Annotated in this window: 21 protein-coding genes; 16 read left to right on the plus strand and 5 right to left on the minus strand. The window is 35.3% G+C overall.

All coding sequences use genetic code 11. The annotated features are described in order from the left end of the window. The 8 genes from ACEYOS_RS01560 to ACEYOS_RS01595 form a co-directional block, all read left to right on the plus strand. A partial coding sequence (locus ACEYOS_RS01560; RefSeq protein ID WP_373797482.1) for a TolC family protein occupies nt 1–460 on the plus strand: 460 nt, incomplete at its 5' end. Between the two features lie 91 nt (nt 461–551). Further along, on the plus strand, nt 552–1,511 hold the full coding sequence (locus tag ACEYOS_RS01565) for an HlyD family secretion protein (RefSeq protein WP_373747992.1): 960 nt from the start codon (nt 552–554) through the stop codon (nt 1,509–1,511). A gap of 22 nt (nt 1,512–1,533) precedes the next feature. Beyond that, the gene (locus ACEYOS_RS01570; protein WP_373708654.1) at nt 1,534–2,775 is read left to right on the plus strand and encodes an ABC transporter permease; all 1,242 of its coding nucleotides are present in this window, start codon (nt 1,534–1,536) and stop codon (nt 2,773–2,775) included. Between the two features lie 390 nt (nt 2,776–3,165). Beyond that, nucleotides 3,166–3,726: a Crp/Fnr family transcriptional regulator gene (locus ACEYOS_RS01575; RefSeq protein WP_373708653.1), complete on the plus strand. Its 561-nt coding sequence runs from the start codon at nt 3,166–3,168 to the stop codon at nt 3,724–3,726. A 51-nt stretch (nt 3,727–3,777) separates the two neighbouring features. Next, on the plus strand, nt 3,778–4,233 hold the full coding sequence (locus tag ACEYOS_RS01580; RefSeq protein ID WP_373708652.1) for a DUF1569 domain-containing protein: 456 nt from the start codon (nt 3,778–3,780) through the stop codon (nt 4,231–4,233). 1 nt (nt 4,234) lies between these two features. After that, on the plus strand, nt 4,235–4,759 hold the full coding sequence (locus ACEYOS_RS01585; RefSeq protein ID WP_373708651.1) for a hypothetical protein: 525 nt from the start codon (nt 4,235–4,237) through the stop codon (nt 4,757–4,759). A 9-nt stretch (nt 4,760–4,768) separates the two neighbouring features. Next, complete coding sequence (locus ACEYOS_RS01590; protein WP_373708650.1) at nt 4,769–5,242, plus strand: hypothetical protein; 474 nt, start codon at nt 4,769–4,771, stop codon at nt 5,240–5,242. A 15-nt stretch (nt 5,243–5,257) separates the two neighbouring features. Beyond that, nucleotides 5,258–5,704, plus strand: coding sequence for a VOC family protein (locus tag ACEYOS_RS01595; RefSeq protein ID WP_373708649.1), 447 nt, complete (start codon nt 5,258–5,260; stop codon nt 5,702–5,704). A gap of 193 nt (nt 5,705–5,897) precedes the next feature. On the opposite strand, the gene pcaF is transcribed toward ACEYOS_RS01595, so the two are convergent. Next, nucleotides 5,898–7,112, minus strand: coding sequence for a 3-oxoadipyl-CoA thiolase (gene pcaF, locus ACEYOS_RS01600; protein ID WP_373708648.1), 1,215 nt, complete (start codon nt 7,110–7,112; stop codon nt 5,898–5,900). A gap of 285 nt (nt 7,113–7,397) precedes the next feature. Here pcaF and ACEYOS_RS01605 point away from each other — a divergent pair, with 285 nt between their 5' ends. From ACEYOS_RS01605 to ACEYOS_RS01615, 3 genes are all read left to right on the plus strand, one after another. Further along, the gene (locus tag ACEYOS_RS01605; RefSeq protein WP_373708647.1) at nt 7,398–9,101 is read left to right on the plus strand and encodes an ATP-binding protein; all 1,704 of its coding nucleotides are present in this window, start codon (nt 7,398–7,400) and stop codon (nt 9,099–9,101) included. Further along, entirely contained in the window at nt 9,098–9,736 is a 639-nt protein-coding gene (locus ACEYOS_RS01610; RefSeq protein ID WP_373708646.1) for a response regulator, read from the plus strand. Before ACEYOS_RS01605 ends, ACEYOS_RS01610 begins: the two co-directional genes overlap by 4 nt. Nucleotides 9,737–9,858: 122 nt before the next feature. Beyond that, a complete protein-coding gene (locus tag ACEYOS_RS01615; RefSeq protein WP_373708645.1) occupies nt 9,859–11,244 on the plus strand; it encodes a glycosyltransferase family 2 protein in 1,386 nt (461 codons plus the stop codon). Nucleotides 11,245–11,290: 46 nt separating this feature from the next. On the opposite strand, the gene ACEYOS_RS01620 is transcribed toward ACEYOS_RS01615, so the two are convergent. Together ACEYOS_RS01620 and ACEYOS_RS01625 are read right to left on the minus strand one after the other, a co-directional pair. Beyond that, on the minus strand, nt 11,291–12,052 hold the full coding sequence (locus tag ACEYOS_RS01620) for a tryptophan-rich sensory protein (RefSeq protein ID WP_373708644.1): 762 nt from the start codon (nt 12,050–12,052) through the stop codon (nt 11,291–11,293). A 92-nt stretch (nt 12,053–12,144) separates the two neighbouring features. Continuing rightward, nucleotides 12,145–13,242 (minus strand): MBL fold metallo-hydrolase, encoded by a 1,098-nt coding sequence (locus tag ACEYOS_RS01625; protein ID WP_373708643.1) that lies wholly within the window; start codon nt 13,240–13,242, stop codon nt 12,145–12,147. A gap of 192 nt (nt 13,243–13,434) precedes the next feature. On the opposite strand from ACEYOS_RS01625, the gene ACEYOS_RS01630 reads away from it, so the two are divergent. Next, a complete protein-coding gene (locus ACEYOS_RS01630; protein WP_373708642.1) occupies nt 13,435–13,860 on the plus strand; it encodes an SRPBCC domain-containing protein in 426 nt (141 codons plus the stop codon). A 65-nt stretch (nt 13,861–13,925) separates the two neighbouring features. Here the strand turns inward: ACEYOS_RS01630 and tatC are convergent, their stop codons facing one another. Together tatC and ACEYOS_RS01640 are read right to left on the minus strand one after the other, a co-directional pair. Continuing rightward, on the minus strand, nt 13,926–14,753 hold the full coding sequence (tatC, locus tag ACEYOS_RS01635; protein WP_373708641.1) for a twin-arginine translocase subunit TatC: 828 nt from the start codon (nt 14,751–14,753) through the stop codon (nt 13,926–13,928). 115 nt (nt 14,754–14,868) lie between these two features. Continuing rightward, nucleotides 14,869–15,828, minus strand: coding sequence for an SIS domain-containing protein (locus ACEYOS_RS01640; protein WP_373708640.1), 960 nt, complete (start codon nt 15,826–15,828; stop codon nt 14,869–14,871). A gap of 289 nt (nt 15,829–16,117) precedes the next feature. On the opposite strand from ACEYOS_RS01640, the gene recQ reads away from it, so the two are divergent. The 4 genes from recQ to ACEYOS_RS01660 are packed head-to-tail and all read left to right on the plus strand — an operon-like array spanning nt 16,118 to nt 20,153. After that, the gene (recQ, locus tag ACEYOS_RS01645) at nt 16,118–18,322 is read left to right on the plus strand and encodes a DNA helicase RecQ (RefSeq protein ID WP_373797483.1); all 2,205 of its coding nucleotides are present in this window, start codon (nt 16,118–16,120) and stop codon (nt 18,320–18,322) included. A gap of 9 nt (nt 18,323–18,331) precedes the next feature. Beyond that, nucleotides 18,332–18,715 carry a hypothetical protein gene (locus ACEYOS_RS01650; RefSeq protein WP_373708638.1) on the plus strand — a complete coding sequence of 128 codons (384 nt, stop codon included), beginning with the start codon at nt 18,332–18,334 and terminating at the stop codon, nt 18,713–18,715. Next, on the plus strand, nt 18,715–19,023 hold the full coding sequence (locus ACEYOS_RS01655; protein WP_373708637.1) for a hypothetical protein: 309 nt from the start codon (nt 18,715–18,717) through the stop codon (nt 19,021–19,023). The genes ACEYOS_RS01650 and ACEYOS_RS01655 overlap by 1 nt, the downstream gene beginning before the upstream one ends. Nucleotides 19,024–19,079: 56 nt before the next feature. Further along, nucleotides 19,080–20,153 (plus strand): glycosyltransferase, encoded by a 1,074-nt coding sequence (locus tag ACEYOS_RS01660; protein WP_373708636.1) that lies wholly within the window; start codon nt 19,080–19,082, stop codon nt 20,151–20,153. The last annotated feature ends 95 nt before the right edge of the window (nt 20,154–20,248 follow it).

Here is a 20,248-nt window from a genome sequence, read left to right on the forward strand (position 1 = left end):
ATTGTTGCCAAATTCCGGAAAGAAACTGGATTTTAATCCATCGAATTTAAATGTTTTGCCTTTGGTTCAGGCCGGAGTTGGTTTTAAATGGGATGTTTTTGATGGTAATGAAGGAAAGCATTTAGTTGAAAAAGCCAAAATTGAAAAGGAAATTTTGGAAAATAAAAAACGCGATACTTCTAAAAAACTGAATCTGAATTTAGCCAATAATCAAACGACCTACACGATTGCGACTTCTCAAATTAAATTGAAAGAAAAATCCCGCGAAATTGCCAAACAAGGTTTAGAACAAGTGGAAAAAGAATTCCGATATGGAACAAAAACTTCCGCGGCTTTAATTGAAGCCGAAAATGATTTACAAAATGCAGAACTGGAATATCAGAACGCTATTTTTAATCAAAGAAGAAGCGCCATCGAACTGATGAAATCCACGCAGAATTTACAGATCGAAAAACTTTAAATCAAAAAGAATAGACTGAAAGATAATAGACTTTAGGATAAAAGACGGAAGAAAATTCCTTCAACACTACAACAACAAACAAACAATAGACATGAAAAATACTGTATTAACTTCTTTAGCTTTTTTAAGTGTTTTCGCACTTTCGGGCTGTAAAGAATCAAAACCTGAAAGAGAAATTGTGGGCAAAACGAAAAAGGAAATTGTTTCCTTCGCTCCAAAATTAACCGGAAGAATTCTCACCATTAAAGTAGAAGAAGGACAAACCGTGAAAGTGGGAGATACGCTTGCAATTTTAGATGTTCCCGAAGTTTCCGCGAAAATTGCGCAGGCAAAAGGCGCAACTTCTGCAGCTAGAGCGCAAGTTCAAATGGCGAAAAATGGCGCAACCAGCGATCAACTTCGTCAGTTAAAAGCCAAACAAAAAGGGTTACAAGAGCAGTTTCAATATGCTCAAAAATCTTTTAACAGAGCAAAAAATATGTATAATGACAGTTTGCTTTCGCCCCAAAATTACGATGAATATTTTGCAAAATACCAAGGTGCGAAAGCGCAGTTAGATGCGGTGAATGCTGAACTTCATGATGTACAGTCCGGAACACGCTACGAAAAAATTGAAATGGCGCAGGGACAAGCAAATCAAGCAGCCGGCGCATTGCAGGAAGCAAATATTGCCAATTCCGAAAAATACATCATCGCCACAAATGACATGGAAATTGAAACCATCGCGTTGAACAAAGGAGAATTGGCAACTGCCGGATATCCGCTTTTCACGGGTTATATTCCGGAAACTTCTTATTTCCGATTTACGATTCCCGAAAGTAAAATTGCAAAATATCAAAAAGGAATGACCGTGAAAATGTTGGTGAATTATAATAAAAAAGAATTTACCGGAAAAATTGTCGCCATCAAACAATTGGCAAAATATGCAGATATCACGACCGCTTTCCCTGATTACGAACCGGAAGAAGCGATTTACGAAATTAAAGTAGTGCCGGAAAATCAGAAGGCAGCAAAAGATATTTTGGTGAATTCTAACGTGACTTTAAAGTAATTGTATAATTAAAAGTCACAAAATGAAACAGATCAAATATTTATTAAAAAGGGAATTCCGCCTGTTCTTAACGAACAAAACCTTGATTTCGGTTTTCTTTTTAGCGCCCATTTTTTATGCGTTATTGATTGGTTTTACCTATCAATCCGGGAAAGTAGAAAACATTCCCGTGATCGTAGTGAATCACGACAACACGCCTTTATCCGATCAACTTTTGGAAATGCTTCAGGATAGCAAATCGATAAAAGTACTGAGTTACGTCAACGAACCGGCAAACCTGAAAGATGAAACCATAAAAACGGAAGCAGCCGCTGTGATCATCATTCCCGAACGTTTCGAAGCCATGATGCTTCAGAAAAAATATCCGGAAGTGAATGTATATGTGAACACTTCAAACGTTTTGACGGCGAATTTTGCAACGAAAGCAATTCAACAAACTCTCGGAACTTTTTCCGCCGGCGCAGAAATAAAAGCCCTGCAAAAAAAAGGAATGAATGCCGATTTGGCGAAAACCCAGTTCGAACCTTTCAAAGCGAATTATATTACGCTCTTCAACACGACCAGCAATTACCTGATTTTTATGTGGCCCGCAATGATGGCCGTCGTTTTACAGCAGGTAATTTTACTCGCGATGGCTGTTTCATTTTCCGAGGAATTTAAAAGAGAATCCTTCATCAAAGATTTTGCAGGCAAGGAAAAATATGCGGTTGCCGTAATGGCGATAAAATGTCTGCCAATCTGGGTTTTTGCGAATTTCAACATTCTTTTCTTCTATCTGTGCAGCCTTTATTTCAAAATTCCCGTCCCGGATAACGTCTGGAATTTCTTCCTGATCACCGCAGTTTTCGTCGTCGCAGCAACGAATCTGGGCGTTTTGGTAAGTATCGTAATTCCGGATGCATTGAAAGCAACTCAGTATTTAATGGTGATCGCGTCACCTGCATTTATCATCAGTGGATTTACGTGGCCGACTTACGCAATGCCGGAATTTATCAAAAATTTTACGGCAATTATTCCTTTAACGCCTTATTTAGAAGCGCTGAAGATCATGGTTGTTCAAAACGGATCTGCAATTTTAACTAAAAAATATCTGGTTCACTTGCTGATTTTAGGTTGGGTTTATTTCATTATCGGCTGGATCGCTTTGAAAATTAAAATCCATTTCCTATTCAAAAAATACAATATTTCAGAAAATTACGAGGAGGAAATTCCTACAGAAGAAAATCCAAATTTAATCATCGACGATGAAAATTTTCTGAATTAAAAAATAACAGTTTTCATACTGTTTGTTTGTTGAGAACGTCTGGACTTCGGTTCGGACGTTCTTTTTTGGCAGACATTTCCGCCTTCCACTCCCAATCTTTTTTACTCCTCGTTCCTCGTCGCAAAAAAGGATTTCCGTTCAAGTCGGGCTGCAGATTTCGCTTCTTTCAAGGTTATATATTATTTGAAAATCTTAATATCAATTCCCGCTCTGAAAAAAAACTCGTACCCTTTGCTGAGTGAAACGCCTTTGCGTCCGCGATTTTTTTGCATATAGAAAAATTCACTTTGCGCACTTTGCGTTTAAATGTATTTTATTCTAGCAGCAATTCAATCATTAAACACCATCAATTAGATATTCTTTTCATTATTTTTGTGGAAACTACAGCACGTGAAACTTCTAGATCAAATTTCAAAATACATCCAACTGGATCCTATTACCGAAGATTTTTTTCGAACCGAAACCCAAACCAAAACTTTCGCAAAAGGAGAATTATTGAGTCATCAAAATACGCATAACCGAAATGTGTATTACATGGAACAAGGTTTAGCGCGAACTTACTACTTCGAGAAAGGAAAAGACATTACCACCAATTTTTATTCAGAAGGAAAATCATTTGGCAGCATAGATACTATTTTCGGAAATGTTCCTTCCATATATAATATTGAAACTTTAGAAGAAAGTACCATCACTTTTTGTGATTATAAAAAACTGGAAGAATTATGTGCAGTTTCTTTGACTTCCGCAAATTTCAGTCGGTTTATCCTGGGGAATTTGATGACGCAGATGTCTAAACGCGTGAATTCTTTGCAACATATGACCGCAAAAGAAAAGTATGCTCAACTTTTAGAAGAGAACCCGAACATCATTCTGCGTGCTCCTTTGGGAATGATTGCCTCTTATCTTGGGATTTCGCAGGAAACATTAAGCAGAATCAGAAGTGAAATTTAATTTGAAAATCGTATGGTAATAATTTCTATTTTTGTTAAGTAAAAACAAACTATGCAAGATATCTTCAACGCCAAAGAAGCGCAGACCTACATCGACAGAATTAATAAACTTTCACCCGAAACAAAAGGGAAGTGGGGAACAATGAGCGTGGACCACATGTTGGCTCACTGCAACGTGACTTATGAAATGGTTTACGAACCGCAAAAACATAAATCCCCAAGCGGAATTGCGAAGTTTATTTTAAAAAATTTCGTAAAATCAAAAGTAGTCGGTGAGAAATCCTATTCCAAAAATTCGCCCACCGCGCCTCAATTTAAAATTATTGAAGATCAGGATTTCGATTTAGAAAAAAAACGGTTAATTGGCTTTATTCAGAAAACCCAACAATTAGGAAGAGAAGCCTTTGACGGAAAAGAATCTTTCTCTTTCGGAAAACTGAAAGCCCAGGAATGGAATAATATGTTTGCGAAACATTTGAATCATCATTTGGAACAATTTGGAGTTTAGTATGAAATATCTCTTCATTTTATTTTTAGGAATATCAACTTTTCTGACCGCTCAAGTTCAGAATTCTTTTCCGTACAAGAATCTTGATCTTTCTGAACAACTGCTCAATAAAGATACTTTTTATGAAGGTCAGGTTAATAAAGAGGAAGTATATAAAATAAAATTGGAGTCTGTAACGAAAGACTTGCAAAAACCTGAAAGATATTTAGTAGTTGGCGTAGCGGAATTTGAAGGAAAAATAAAAAAGCTGGAAGGCGAGATTATTTTTAAAGAAAAATTCAAAGTGAGAGATTCGGTCGATGGTATTTTATTATTTGGAGATTTCAATTTTAAAGAAAAAACGGATGAAGATCCTGGCACTTTTAAAGGTAAGATTCGCATACAAACCGATGAAACATTAGTGAAATCGAACATGGCTGGAAATGTAACTTTTAAAGGAGCCTTAGAAAAAGAGGATGGTGAAATCGACCAGCTTTGGTTCGGGAACTTTTTCCACAACGATATTGACAAAGTAATTTTTAGATAAAAACACCTTATGATGAAAAACTTAACGCTCTTATTCTTGCTGATCAGCGGTTTTGCTTTTGCGCAAATGCCCAATATTTCTAATGTTTGGATGAATAATTCCCAACCTTATCTGGGAAACATCAGCACCGAAAAAATGCCGATGAAGGTAAGAATTACGATTTCTGAACAAGATAAAAAGGATGATCAGGAATATTTCGTTTCTGGCTTTTCTTTAGTAGAAAATACAAATACCAAATTCGAAGGAAAGTTAAAGATCACCAAATACAAACCAGGCAAAAAAAGAAATACCGTTTTCGGTGAATATGAATTGGCCGAAGAAGGAACCGGAAAACATTCGGGAATCTTAAAAGGGAAATTTATTTACACCTTCATGTGGAATAAAAAATCAGAGAAAATTGAAAAGCAATTCATCGAATTTTTTGGTACTTGGAAAAGCTACGATGGCGCTTTAAATTATCCTATGAACTGGAGAAATCAATAACCTAAATTTAAAATTATGGCAACCGTCAATCCTTATTTAATGTTCGATGGAAACTGCAAAGAAGCATTTGATTTTTATAAAAGTGCTTTCGGCAAAGAGTTTACAGATCTCAATTTATTCGGTGATATGCCGACACAAGAAGCAATGCCACCTTTATCCGAATCGCAGAAAGCAATGGTGATGCATGTTCGTTTAGAAATCTCCGCAGAAACCATTTTGTACGGCAGTGATATTTTCCCGGGAACTCCAGGTTTTAAAACCGGCGATAATTACGCGGTTTCCATTAATGCAGATTCCCGTGACGAAGCAACGCATTTATTCAATAAATTATCCGATGGTGGAACGGTCAAAATGCCTTTAGCAGATACCTTTTGGGGCGCTTATTTCGGAATGTGGAAAGACAAATTCGGTATCGACTGGCTGGTCAATTATGATGATCCGGCGAAAGTTCAACCGCATTAATTGGAGGAGCACCAAGAATTTTGCTTCTTTCAAAACCGGTCCCGCTGTCCACTATATCCCAAGCAACACCAATGCCTTCGCTTTTGGGGATACCGTTCCCATCGCGGCTAGAATTGAGGTCAGATTTTCTTTACAGCAAAGCATAAGAAAAGAGCAGGAAGTTTTCCTGCTCTTCCAATTTATTTAAAAGTCTTTACAGATTCACATTCTCTAATATGATCGCATAACCTTGCCCAACACCGATACACATGGTTGCTAAAGCATATTTCTTTTTAGTTTTTTGTAGTTCTAAGGCGGCAGAATACGTAATTCTGGTTCCGCTCATTCCAAGCGGATGACCTAATGAAATTGCGCCACCGTTGACGTTAACTCTTGCGTCGTCATTGGCGAGTCCGAGTTCTTTTAAACAAGCAATACTTTGAGCAGCGAAGGCTTCATTCAATTCGATAATGTCAATTTGATCCAAAGTTAAGTTCGCTCTTTTCAAAGCCAGTTTCGTTGCTTCAACCGGACCGATTCCCATAATGCTGGGTTCAACACCAACTACGGCTGAACTTACAATCTTTGCCAAAGGTTTTAAATGATAATTTTTCATAGCCTCATCGGAAGCGATAATTACTGCAGCCGCGCCGTCATTTAATCCAGAAGCATTTCCGGCAGTTACTGTTCCGTTATCTTTTACAAAAGCGGGTCTTAGTTTTCCTAAAACTTCTATAGTAGATTGAGGTTTGATGAATTCATCTTTATTAATGACGATCGAATCTCCTTTTCTTTGCGGAATGCTGATGTCAGAAATCTCCTCTGCCAATCTTCCGCTTTCCTGGGCTTTCGTGGCTTTCATTTGAGAATGTAAAGCAAATTGATCCTGTTCCTCGCGGGAAATATTATATTGGTCTGCCAGATTTTCTGCCGTCTTTCCCATCGCATCAATGCCGTACATTTTTTCCATAGCTGGATTGACGAAACGCCACCCGAAACTGGAATCAAACATTTTAGAATCTGTTCCGAACGCTGATTCTGATTTAGAAAGAACATAAGGTGCTCTCGACATTCCTTCAACGCCACCGGAAATAAATAGATCTCCTTCACCAGATCTGATGGCTCGCATTGCCTGCACAATCGAACTCATTCCAGAAGCACATAATCTATTCACTGTTTCGCCCGGAACATTGATTGGAATTCCAGCAAGGAGTAAAGCCATCCTGGCAACATTACGGTTATCTTCACCAGCTTGATTGGCGCAGCCAAGAATCACATCGTCAATTTTATCTAAAGGTAATTCTGGATTTTTTTTGATTAAACTTTTAAGGACAGAAGCCATTAAATCATCGGTTCTCACTGCTGCCAAACTTCCTTTAAAATTCCCGATCGCTGATCTTGTGCCGTCAATAATATATGCGTTATTCATTTTCGTTTTTTAATAAGCGTAAATTTAAGAAAATTAAAAAGATTTTATTTTTCTAATTTCAGTGATATTTCAAAATGTAGCGGAGTTTAATATTTTAAAAAAAACGCCGCATTTGATGCTACTTAATTTTTGTAATTTTGTTTCCGAAAATAAAACAGGTGTTTAAGTTTAAATAAAGATAAATATCAAAATTTAGCAAACTACAAAACATTTTAAAAACGGTTTTTTTTTCATTGAATTAAAATAGTATTTAAATCAGATTGAATACTTGTTGTACTTATTAAAATGTTAAACAAGAATACCTATAGAAAACTTATTCATTACTCGCTCATCACGTGCACTTTGTGTATTCAGATCATTATTTGCATTTTTATTTATAATGAATATTTTAATGGGAAGAAATTAGAGGTCATCGAGACTCAAATTCAGGAAACCTCTATTCTGAAAAACTTGATGGAAGATTCGAGAAAGGATCTTCTGAGCGCGCAAGATAATCTGCAGAAATATGTCATTAATAATGATAAGAAATATTTAGAAGCTTACTTTCAATCGTTACGTAATCTGAATAAAAATCTAGATCGCATCGGAGCTTACAAATACAGTAATGCTTCTCTGAAAAGTTTCATCGATTCGCGAAAAGCAGAACTTTCTAAACTTCCGGATTTAGAAAAATCGATCAATTCGGTTTACAAAGAATTCAAAAAACCTTCACCTGAGAAAACAAGTTTTAAAATAAAAGATTTTAAAGTAAAAAGTATTCCCAGAAAGTCAGACACTAGAATAGAATACCGCTTAGACAGCGTTGAGAAAAAGAATTTTCTTGGTCGTTTAAAATCTGCTGTTAAAAACGATGTAGATGTCCAACGAGAGTTGACGGTTATCTCGACCCAATACGGAGATTCGGTGAATACCGATCAAATTAAAACTCATTTAGACAGCACCATCAATGCAGTAAATAAGCATTATGGCGACGAAATAAAAAAGTACGAATCCAGTATCAGCAGTTCACAGCGGAAGAATGATAACGTGTATCGAATCTACGATCAGTTGATTATTTACAGTAATAACTGGATGGGAATTTACAATATTGCCGTCAGTGATTTCAGCAAAAATTTAGAAAAAGATCTGTACGAACAAAATTCCATTAATAATAAAATAAGAAGATTTGCTGTTCTGGGTTTAATGGTTTTAATGTTTTTTGTACTGATCGTCATTGTTTATTACAACAGACAATCTTATTTAGATGAGAAAAAACTAAAGTTGGCGTATGAAGAAATTAATAAGAATCTCAATTTTAAAAATAAAATTTTAGGAATGTTGAGTCATGAAATTCGATCACCTTTAAAGATTATCAATATTTTCATCGATCGAATCAGCAGGAAGACTAATGATGATACTATTGCAGATTATCTTAAAACTATCAAATTCACCAATAATTCCTTATTAATTCAGGCCAATCAAATTTTGGAATATACCAAAAATCAAGAGAAACAAGTTGAATTAAGACCTATTGAATTCAATCTTCGAAATGAAATAGAATCAATATTACGGGCATTTGAACCTTATATCGAATCCAAAAATAATGTTTTTGAAGTCGGAAATGACATTGATCCTGAAACAATTGTTTTTGCTGATAATATTAAAATTCATCAGGTTTTCACGAACATTTTGGGGAATGCAAATAAGTTTACGGAAGATGGTAAAATTGTAGTAAAGATAGAGACAGTTTACATCGACGAACAAACTTTAAAATTAAGCGTTTCGGTTTCTGACACTGGATCGGGAATTTCGAAATCGGATATTAAGAAGATCTTTGAGCCTTATTTTCAAGGCGTGCTTTCTAATGAAATTGATAATCTCGGTGCAGGCTTAGGTTTAAATTTATGTAAAGAAATCATTGATCTTTTTCACGGAACTATTTCCGCCCAAAGTACTTTAGGACAAGGAACAGCTGTATATTTCGCCATTAATCTGAATATTGTAAAATGAATAAATCGATAAAATTCCTCTTGGGTGACGATCACAATATTGTCCGTCAAGGTCTTCAGTTTATTATTGGGGATGTTGTAGAAAATCCAGAGATTATTCATGCTTCGAGTCTCGAACAGATTTTAGAACAAATTAAATCGAACTCATTTGACATTGCCATTTTAGATGCACAGTTTCCCGATGGAAATTCTCTTTCCATTATTGCTGAAATTAAACAGATTCAGCCTGAAATTAAAATTCTGATTTTCACCAGTTTTGAAGAAGAGAATTATTCTTTAAAATTCATTAATGAAGGTGCTGATGGCTTTCTCAATAAATTAAGTGAAGAAATAGAAATCCAAAAGGCGATTCAGGAAATGATTGAAAAGGGAAGTTCGTTTCCACCGTTTACCACGAAAATGTTACAGTTGTCTGATGAACATATTGCACTTTTGAATCCTTTAAATCAACTCACCGAAAGAGAGTTGGAGATAGCAATTTTGTACGCAAAAGGATATGGTAATCTTGAAATAGCGAACAGTTTATCGGTTCGTCAAAATACCGTCAGTACTTTTAAGAAAAGGATTTTTGACAAATTAAAAGTTGAAACTTTGGTCGATTTAATCGACTTGGTCAGAATACATCACGATATCTAAAACACGTTTTTGTAGATAAATATCTACAAACCTCTCGACAAACATCGACTCGAATTTTCCGAAAAAAAAATCCCTTTCCCTTTACTTTGTATGTGAATTTAATAACTATAAAGTTTAGGAAAATGAAAGAGACTCGTATACAGAAAAAACAATTTTTACGTGAGAAAGTACAACGTGCTGCTTCAAAAATAAAAGCCTTAAGTAAAAAGGAATTTGGTGTTTTGATCGCTGTTCAAATCGTCATGTTCAGCGCTATTTACGCTGTCAATAATTTTAGTTCTTATTTTGAAGAACTTCATTTTGTAAGAATGCAGACGATTTCGGGGAGAATTTTAATCTACTCCATATTAACGATCTTGGTATTCCAGGTTTCGTTTCTTCTTTACATTGCTTATTTATTTTTTAAATATAAAGCGATACCGTCGGTTTCAGATGCAGAAATGCCAAGCTGTACCGTGATCGTACCAGCGTATAACGAAGGGCGATTGGTTTATGAAACCTTGTTGAGTATTGCTGCAAGTGATTTCCCAATGCATAAAATGGAAGTGATCGCCGTAGATGACGGAAGTAGTGATGATACCTGGTATTGGATCAATAAAGCAAATTCAGATTTAGGAAATACAATTACGGTGTATAAACAACCTGAGAACCGAGGAAAAAGACACGCTTTACATCTTGGATTTACCACAGGAAAAGGCGATGTATTCATTTCCATCGATAGCGATTCCGTGGTTGAAAAAAACACCATTAGAAATTTGATCAGTCCTTTTGCAGTCCATAAAAACTGTGGTGCAGTTGCCGGAAATGTGAAAGTTTTGAACAAAAATCAAGGTATGATCCCAAGAATGCTGAATGTAAGTTTTGTATTCAGTTTCGAATTTATGCGGGCTGCACAGAGTTCATTAGGATTTGTATTGTGTACTCCAGGAGCTTTATCTGCTTACCGAAGAGAGGCTGTTTTACATTCTTTGACCGATTGGATCGACCAGAAGTTCTTAGGTCGTGCCGCAACAATCGGTGAAGATAGAGCCATGACGAATTTGATCTTAAAACAAGGTTATGATGTGAAGTTTCAGAGAAATGCAAATGTGCTGACCAACACGCCAACATCATTTAAAACACTTCATAAAATGTTTACCAGATGGGGAAGAAGTAATGTTCGCGAAACTTTAATGATGAACAAATTTATATTTGATGATTTTAGAACCCAAAACAAAACCGGAGCTCGATTTATTTTTATCAATCAGTGGATGAATTTGATCATTGCTTTCCCTCTGATGTTTTTAATGTTCTATTTTTTAATGACACATCCTCTTTTATACCTGAGTTCCGCGTTGACGGGAACATTTATTTTTGCGAGTATTCAAATGTTGTTTTTCAGCAAAAAATATAATTTTATCGATGCGCTTTGGGCGTATCCGTATAGTGTATTTTATTTATTTGGTCTTTTCTGGATTTTTCCTTTTTCTATCGCTACCGTTAAAAACGGAGGTTGGTTAACAAGATAAATTCAATTTAAATAAAAGAAAAACGGCTCCCTTTGATATTCAATTATTAAAGGGAGTTTTTTTTGAAAATTTTGACACCACTGCTGATTAATAAAATTGCTGCTCCAATTAAAGCGGTAAAATAAATTTCCTGGCTCACTTCTTTGTTAGCCATTGCAATCGCAACCAAAGCCCAAACTGCAACCAATGCGAAGATCGGTGCATTCTTTTTCCAGGTCATGAATAAATGAATGATAGAAGCGATGACGATTAAAATGATCGTCCAATTGATTTCTGAAATTCCCCAACCGTTCCAGCCAATTTTCGTCAACCACGCCGCTGTTGCTGCGATTAAAGCAACACTTACCCAGCCAGTGTAAATTTGAAAAGGAAAATTAATAAACCATTTTTGCGCATTGCCAGGGTGGTATGTTAAAGCTTCCAATAAAATTTTTAAAAGTGAAATAAGCGAAACCAGCAAAACAAGAACTGATAATCCAGTATATCCATAAAGCCAGGTTAAAATCCAAACGCAATTAGCGATGCACGAGATTACAAACCACCATCCGATTTTTTCTACAAAACCGTCAGCTTCATTTTTCGAAGGTTTAAATAAAGTTCTGCCGGTATAAAAAACGAATCCAATTAAGAGTAAATAAATAACACCCCAAATTGAAAAAGCATAGCCTGCTGGCGTAAATAAATTTTGATATTGATTAGAAACATTCGCAATTGTTTTTCCATTAAAAATGCCTGTATTGCTTAGGTAATTAAAGATAATCGTGAATACTAAAAAGAATCCATTTGCGATTTGTAATTTTTTGATCATTGTGTAAAGTTTTTAAGAGAAAGAGTAAATGTTTATTAATTTAAAATCTAAATTACGTAATTATTTTTCGAATTCGGGAAATAGACTTTTAGTTATTCATAAGCTTCCCACCATTGTTCATAGGTTTTAGAATCGTCTTCCCAATTTACTTTTTCTCCGATTTTCGGCGTGATCAAACGCCTGTTTTCTTTTTCGTTTAACGCCGTTATTTTCTGCAAAGGTTCTTTCCAGTCGTGAAGTGCGAGTGCGAATTTTGAATTGTGAACCGGGATAATTCTTTCTGCTTTTAAATTTTTAGCAGCCACCAAAAATTCTTCGGGCATCATGTGAATATAGCGCCAGTCTTTGTTGTATTGTCCAAGTTCTAAAATAGCCAAATCAAAACCGCCAAACTTTTTTCCAATTTTCTCGAAGTGATCGTCAAAACCCGAATCTCCGCCGATATAAATTTTTCTTTTCGGAGTTTTAAAAATAAAACTCGCCCAGATTGCCTGATTTCTTTTAAAACCACGTCCGGAAAAATGCCTGGCTGTTTCTGCATAAACTTTAAATCCATTCCCGAGCTCAAAATTCTCACCCCAATCGAGCTCAATAATTTTTTTAGGATCATAATTCCAATATTCCAAGTGCTCGCCGGTTCCTAATCCTGTAATAACCTGTTTTGCTTTGGGATTGAGCTTTTTTACGGTTTCGTAATCCAGATGATCCCAGTGATCGTGGGTAATAATTAAATAATCCAAATCCGGAATATCTTCGGTCGAATATAAATCAGTTCCTCCAAAAGCTTTCGTTGTAAAATTGACCGGAGAAGCATTTCCGCTAAAAACAGGATCTACGAGGATTTTTTTACCATCGATTTGAATGAAATAAGAAGAATGTCCCATCCAGACATAAATGTTTTCGTCTGGATTCAAATTTTTCAAATTGGTCTTTTGGAAGTTCAATTTTTCTTTCGGGATTAAATTTTTGTTTTTACCAAAGAAAAATCTGAACATAACACCCGGCATCGAAGCGTCTGCGGCCAATTGAGGAGTAAAATTAATATTATCGAATTTGTCTTTTTGATAATTCGGAGATTTTAAAATTCTTTCCAGACGCTTTCCAGAAGGTTCTTTCCCAAATTGAGGAAGTTGCATGAAAAGGAAAATGGCAGCGGCAAAAACGATTACAAAAACGAGAAGTGCAATCAAAATATTTTTAAATAATTCCAAAATAGATTTTATAAGAGGGTTTTTATTGAAGTAAAACGTTTCAAAAGAGATTTCGCTTTAAATCGATTTCAAATTTAGTTTAAAACTCCGCGAATGCGAAATATCATATCACTATTTTTTCTTTCCAGTTGAAATAATCTTAACTTTAAGTAATCAAAAAATTCAAATATTATGCACGACAATGTAGTTATTAAGCAGCGCGTTAATGCGCCAGTTGAAAAAGTGTGGAGCGCAATTACGGACCGTTCGCAGATGAAGGATTGGTATTTTGATATTCCTGATTTTGGTACAGATTTGCAGACTCAATTTAGTTTTTATGAAAATGATGGTGAAAATAAACATCAGCATCATGGTGAAATTTTAGAGGTAATTCCGAAGGAAAAACTGAAACACACCTGGTCTTATCCACAAATTTCAAAGGACAGAACAATTGTAAAATGGAATCTACAGGATGAAGGCGATAAAACCCTGGTGATTCTAACGCACAAAGGATTGGAAAATTTCGAACATTTGGGGGAAGACTTCAGTAAAGATTCTTTTGATAAAGCCTGGACAGAAATTGTTTCTATCAAGTTGAAAAATTTTATTGAGAGGTAAATTGATATTTTCTAAAATACAAAGCACGCCCGAAAGCGTGCTTTTTTGATATCATGCAGACCAGATTAAACTGCTGCTTTTTCTTCTGCAAGTTTTCTTTTTACTACTTTTTTAAACGTGTAAGCACTCATTAAAATGCTGAATTCATACAATAAAAGAAGTGGAAAAGCGGCCATCAACATACTCAAAACATCTGCTGGAGTAATAATCGCAGCAACAACCATAATTAAAACGATTGCGTGGCGACGATAGGTTCGCATAAACACTGGCGTAAGAATTCCGATTAAAGTTAAGAAATACACAATTACGGGAAATAAGAAAATAACGCCCATTCCCAAGACGATCTGTAGAAATAGAGTAGTATAATCACTTAAATCAAAGAGCTGTGTAATCGATTCTGAAACCGTAAATAACAAACCGAAATTAATCGCAAAAGGTAAAATTAAAAAGTATCCGCATAGTATTCCACAAGCAAAAAGAATCCAGACAAAATTAATGAGCCACACGGAGCTTTTTCTTTCTCTCGGATGAAGTGCCGGAGAAATAAATCTCCACAATTCCCAAACGAGGTAAGGAAATGCGGCGACAATTCCACCAAACATAGAAACCGCCATCATTACATTAAACTGTTGAAATAATTTCTTTTGTTGAACGGCAAAAGTACCCGGAAGAGTTATGCTGTCTTCACCAATAAGTTCGCGCGAAAAATGATTGACAACCCGAAAAGTGAAGAAATCATTACGGGTTGGTCCGAAGAAAATGTGATCCATTATCCAGTTCACATTGTAGCCGACCACAACCGCACAAACAACAATCGCAATCATTGCGCGAATCAAGTGTGCCCTTAATTCTCCGATGTGTCCCCAAAAAGACATTTCTTTTCCTTCGCTCACGAAATTTATAATTTTTTATTTGCTTGATCGGAGACTCAAAATGATCACCAATCTATTGAAGTTGCGAAATTAATTAATTATTAGCGAATAACGTTTAAATCATTTGAAATTATAATCAATTGATTCCCTCGTCTAAAAGCCTGTGAATGTCAATAATTCCATAATATTTTCCCTGATCGGTCACGATGAGTTGACCAATATTTTTATCTTTTAAAATTTGCATTGCTTCTTTTGCTAACGAGTTTTTGTCAACACTTTTAGGATTGAGACTCATAATATCTTTAGCAATGAATTTCGATAAATCCTGATCACTCATCAACATTCTGCGTAAATCTCCATCGGTAATCACTCCAATTATTTCCTCGCCGTGCGTAACGACTGTGATCCCATGTTTTGAACTGCTGACCGAAATAATGATATCTCTAAGATTAGCGTCTTCTGAAACTTGTGGTTTTTGTGGTGATAAAAATTGTTCTACTTTGGCGGTTAAATTCTTGCCTAAACTTCCACCTGGATGAAATTTTGCAAAATCGGTTTCTTTGAAGCCATTCAATTCCATTAAACAAACTGCTAATGCATCGCCTAGAGCCATTTGAACAGTAGTGGAACTCGTAGGAGCTAATTTAATTGGGCAAGCTTCTTTTTCGACAAATGTGTTGAGAACGACATCTGAAAATTCAGCGAGTTTGCTGTTTAAATTTCCAGTCATTCCAATTAAACTGGAAGAATAGTCTTTGAGAAAAGGGGCCAATGTTACAATTTCTGGAGAGTTGCCCGAATTCGAAATACATAAAACCACATCCGTTTTCTGAATCACACCCAAGTCACCATGAATCGCTTCTGAAGCGTGAAGAAATTGCGATGGCGTTCCCGTAGAGTTTAGGGTTGCTACCATTTTATTTCCGACATGTGCAGATTTTCCGATACCTACAATGATGAGCTTTCCTTTTGCCGAATTTATAATTTCTACAGCTTTTAGAAATTGGTCGTTTAAGCGGTTTTTCAAAAGTTCAAGTTCTGCAATTTCGATAGAGAGAGCATCTTTTGCAATTTGAAGGATTTGCGGATTGTTCATAAAATGGGTACGTCATTTTTAAAAGGAAATCGTCAGTCTCAGCCTCAATTATTTATTAAATAAATCGTTAACATCTCGATCATCCTATAAAATACTAAAATATTAAATGGAAACTTAATCAAAATTAAATACCATTTTTTTTAAATGTGGTAATTATTAATTAACTTTGATTAATATGCAAATTTAGGAAACAAATATTAGAACATAAGCTAAATTTCAAATTTTCAGGCAGAGTGAAGATGACGATGTTCTACAAATAAATGCTGCTCTAAAAAATGTCAATTTAAAGATGAACACACACAACACCGATTTATCTAAAGAACTAAAAAAGTATTTCGGTTTCTCAAAATTTAAAGGCCAACAAGAAGAAATTATAAAGACCCTGATGAAGGGTGAAGATGTTTTTGTTTTAATGCCAACTGGCGGAGGGAAATCCCTTTGTTATCAGCTTCCAGCATTGATTTCTGAAGGAACTGCAATCGTAGTTTCACCATTGATTGCTTTGATGAAAAATCAGGTTGATGCCATCAATGGACTTTCTTCCGTTGAAGGAATCGCTCATGTTCTTAACTCTTCCCTCAATAAAACCCAGACTAAACAGGTTTTCGATGATATTAAATCGGGCGTAACCAAATTATTATACGTTGCCCCAGAATCTTTGATTAAAGAGGAATATCAAGAGTTTCTGAGAGAGGTGGAAATTTCATTCGTCGCAATTGATGAGGCACATTGTATCTCAGAATGGGGTCACGATTTCCGTCCGGAATACAGAAACTTAAAAAGTATCATTGATAAAATTGCAGATGTTCCAGTGATCGCTTTAACAGCGACGGCAACTCCAAAAGTTCAGGACGATATTCAGAAAACTTTGGGAATGAGCAATGCGCTGGTTTTTAAGGAAAGTTTTAACCGACCCAATCTTTATTATGAAGTAAGACCGAAAGTAAATATCGACAGGGAAATTGTAAAATTCATCAATGCCAGAAAAGGAAAAACTGGAATTGTTTACTGTTTAAGTCGTAGAAAAGTAGAAGAGTTCGCGCAGGTTCTGCAAGTCAACGGAATTAACGCATTGCCGTATCATGCAGGGTTAGACCAAAAAACCAGAGTGATGAATCAGGATAAATTTCTGATGGAAGACGCAGACGTTATTGTCGCTACGATCGCTTTCGGAATGGGAATCGATAAGCCAGATGTTCGCTTTGTAATTCATTACGATATTCCAAAATCGTTGGAAAGTTATTATCAGGAAACCGGACGTGCCGGAAGAGACGGTGGCGAAGGATATTGCCTGGCTTTTTATGACCCAAAAGATATTGAAAAATTAGAAAAATTCTTAGCTCAAAAACCCGTTTCCGAAAGAGAAATAGGATTACAACTTTTAAATGAAGTAGTTGGCTATGTCGAAACTTCAATGAGTAGAAGACAATATATTCTCTACTATTTTGGAGAGCAGTTCGATCCTGTAACTGGTGACGGTGCGCAAATGTGTGATAACTCGACCAATCCACCAAAATTAAAAGATGCTTCGCAAGAATTGAAACTGGTTCTTACTTTAGTGAAGGAACTGGAAGAGAAATTCAAAACAAAAGATCTGATTTCGGTGATTGTTGGTAAAGAAAATCCCGTCACTAAATCTTACAAGTTAGAAGCGACCAAACATTTTGGTATTGGAAAAAAAGAAACAGAAAATTTCTGGAAATCAATTATTCGCCAGGCCTCTGTACAGAATTTTTTGCAGAAAGATATTGAAACGTACGGTGTTTTAAAATTGACTGAAAAAGGAAAGAAAGCGCTTTCCTCTAAAAAGGATACTGAATTTTTTATTGCTGAGGATCGGGAATATAATTTGGAACAAACCAAAGCAGATTCAGATAAAGTTCAAACCGATTCTGTGGGCGGTATGGATGAAGTGCTTTTCGGGCAGTTGAAAGATTTGCGTAAAAAAGTGGCCAAGAAATACGGCATTCCTCCTTACACGGTTTTTATGGATCCAAGTATGGAAGACATGACCGTGCAATATCCCATTAACATTGAAGAAATAGGAAAAATTTACGGAGTTGGTGAAGGAAAAGCGAAAAAGTACGGAAAAGAATTCGCTGATTTTATCAAAAAATACGTTGAAGAAAACGAGATAGAAAGAACTCAGGATATGGTGATGAAAACGGTCGCCAATAAATCCAGTCATAAAGTTTTCATCATTCAAAGCACGGATAAGAAGATCGATTTAGAAGATATCGCTAAGGCGAAAAATATTTCAATGGATGATTTGCTGAAAGAGATGGAACGTATTGTTTATCAGGGTACTAAATTGAATATTAATTATTACATCGATGAAAATTTCGATGAAGATATTGTAGAGGATTTTATGACTTTTATGGGAGAATCTGAAAGTGACAGCATGAAAGTTCTTTTGGCAGAATTCGGTGATGATTTAAGTGACGAAGAAGTCCGAATGTTGCGGATCAAGTTTATCTCTGATGTAGCCAATTAAATGTGAGCCATGGAAAAATCAATAATAGATATTAAAAATGAGTTGATTGAATGGATAGAAAACTCATTCGATTTGGAAATCCTTAAAAAGATATTGGATATGAAAAATGGTATGGAGTCAACGTCATTAATAGCTGATATCAATTCTGAAAATGCAATTGAGGATAATTTCGATCAACAGTTTGCAGCCGGAATGACGTCTGATGAGCTCATGGAAAATATTGCTGCTCATTTGGAAACAATACATCCGGAGGAATCTACTTCAGTAGTTTCTGATATCCAATCTCAATATGCGGTGAAAGATGATTTTGATGAAAGGTTTGCAAAAGGTTTGACGTTAGAAAAAGCGCGGGAAGAATCAAAGAAAAAAGTTAGAGAATGGTGGGGAAAATAATGTTTTCACCCCTATTCGTTTCTGAATTAGATAATCTTGCAAAAACTCTTTATCAAGATAAGTATTTTAGTTTTGTAGAAGATGTCGACGGATACATTGATAAAATTTACGATTTCATAGAAACTAAAATAGATTATTTAATTTCCAAAAGTTCGCCCCAAAAGTTCCAACGTTACGGTAAGAAATATATTCGATACAAAGCCAATAGTCAAACTTATTGGTATATTTTTTTCGATCAAAAAGATAATCGTTTTCTTGTTAATTTTATTTTAAATAACCATTCTCAGGAATTTCCAGAATTAATTTAAATTCGCAATTAACCTTGTCAATTTTTAAAAGCTTCACAAGATTTTCTTATAAAAGCATGAAAAAAATCTCCATTCTTTTTATTCTCCCAGATTTAGAAACTGGCGGGGCAGAGCGCATTGTCACCACGATTGCCAATCATTTGCCGCGCGAAAAATTCGAAGCTAAAATTTTACTTCTTCGAAAAGAAGGTGGTTATCTGGAATTTCTAAACGATGATGTAGAAATTATCGATATTAAAACACCAAGAATCCGTCACTCTCTAAAACCTATTTTACAGGAGATTCGCAAAAGAAAACCCGATATTGTTTTTAGTGGCTTTGGCGAAGTGAATGCGTATTTGGCTTTGTTCATCAAGTTTTTTCCTAAAATAAAATTCATTGCCAGAGAAACTAACGTTGTTTCTCAACATGTGACCCGAAAAGAGATCCGGTTTTTTTATAAATTTTACAATAATTATCACAGGATTATTTGTCAGAGCAACGATATGCGAAATGATCTGATTGAGAATTTTAAAATTAAAAAAGAGAAATTAATTAAGATTAATAATCCAGTTGATTTTGAATTTATTAATGAGAAACTGGCGGTTTCAGAAAAGCCTGAAACTTTTAAAGATGATTTTAAAAATGTTGTCGCCATCGGAAATCTATCTTCCAGAAAGGGATTTGATAATTTATTGAAAGTTTTCAGTCATTTAAAAAATGAAAACATCCTGCTTCATATTTTAGGAGATGGACGTGACAAAGATTTATTGCATCAAATGAAAACCGATTTGGGTTTGGAAAATGTCATCTTTCACGGACAGCAAAAAAACCCGTATCAGTTTTTAAAGTTTGCCGATCTATTTATTCTCTCTTCCCGTTATGAAGGTTTTCCGAACGTTTTGTTAGAAGCCGGAGCTTGCGGAATTTATTCTTTAGCCAATAATTGTCCGGGTGGAATTACCGAAATCATACAACCAGGAATAACTGGTGAAATTTCAGACATCGAAAATCACGAAAAATTTGCGGAAAAATTGAGATCTATTTTAAAGGAAAATCATGAGAAAGAACAGATTCGAAATTCTATAAAATCGAGGTTCTCAAAGGAAATTATTCTGAAGGAATACGAAGGATTATTAGAAAATATCTAATTGAGTTAATAATTTCAATGCTTAAAAGTTAGAATTTTAAACCATTCTTTTGTCATTCCGTAGGAGTCTCAACGTTTGAATAACTTGCAATTTAG

Origin of the sequence: Kaistella sp. (assembly GCF_041824135.1) — a bacterium.
Taxonomy (GTDB): domain Bacteria; phylum Bacteroidota; class Bacteroidia; order Flavobacteriales; family Weeksellaceae; genus Kaistella.